We start from the raw sequence: 277 nt of genomic DNA on the forward strand, positions 1-277 counted from the left end.
GGATGACCCCTATTGGCATTTCAGCGCGGACACGATCCGCGTCGTTGCGACGTTCTTCGATCGTGACGTGACCCAGGGCATCGCCAAGAGCCGTGAGCTCCTCTACGGCTCGGCCCGTGCGCGCAGCTATCGCGTCATGCGTGAACTCTTGCTCGGCCTCTACGCCGACATGCTCATCACTCACGGCGAGTACGACGAAGCCCTCGCCGTACTGTCCAATGCGGTGACTCACCCCGGGCATGCGATCTGCTTCCCGATGCAGCGGGCTTCCGCGCTG

Annotated in this window: 1 protein-coding gene; it reads left to right on the top strand. The window is 63.5% G+C overall.

The features are described 5' to 3' along the window. On the top strand, window positions 1-277 hold a 277-nt coding region (locus ACZ3HH_RS29825; RefSeq protein WP_465810153.1), incomplete at both ends, for a hypothetical protein.

The organism is Pseudomonas sp. PME37.24/025 (assembly GCF_055556615.1).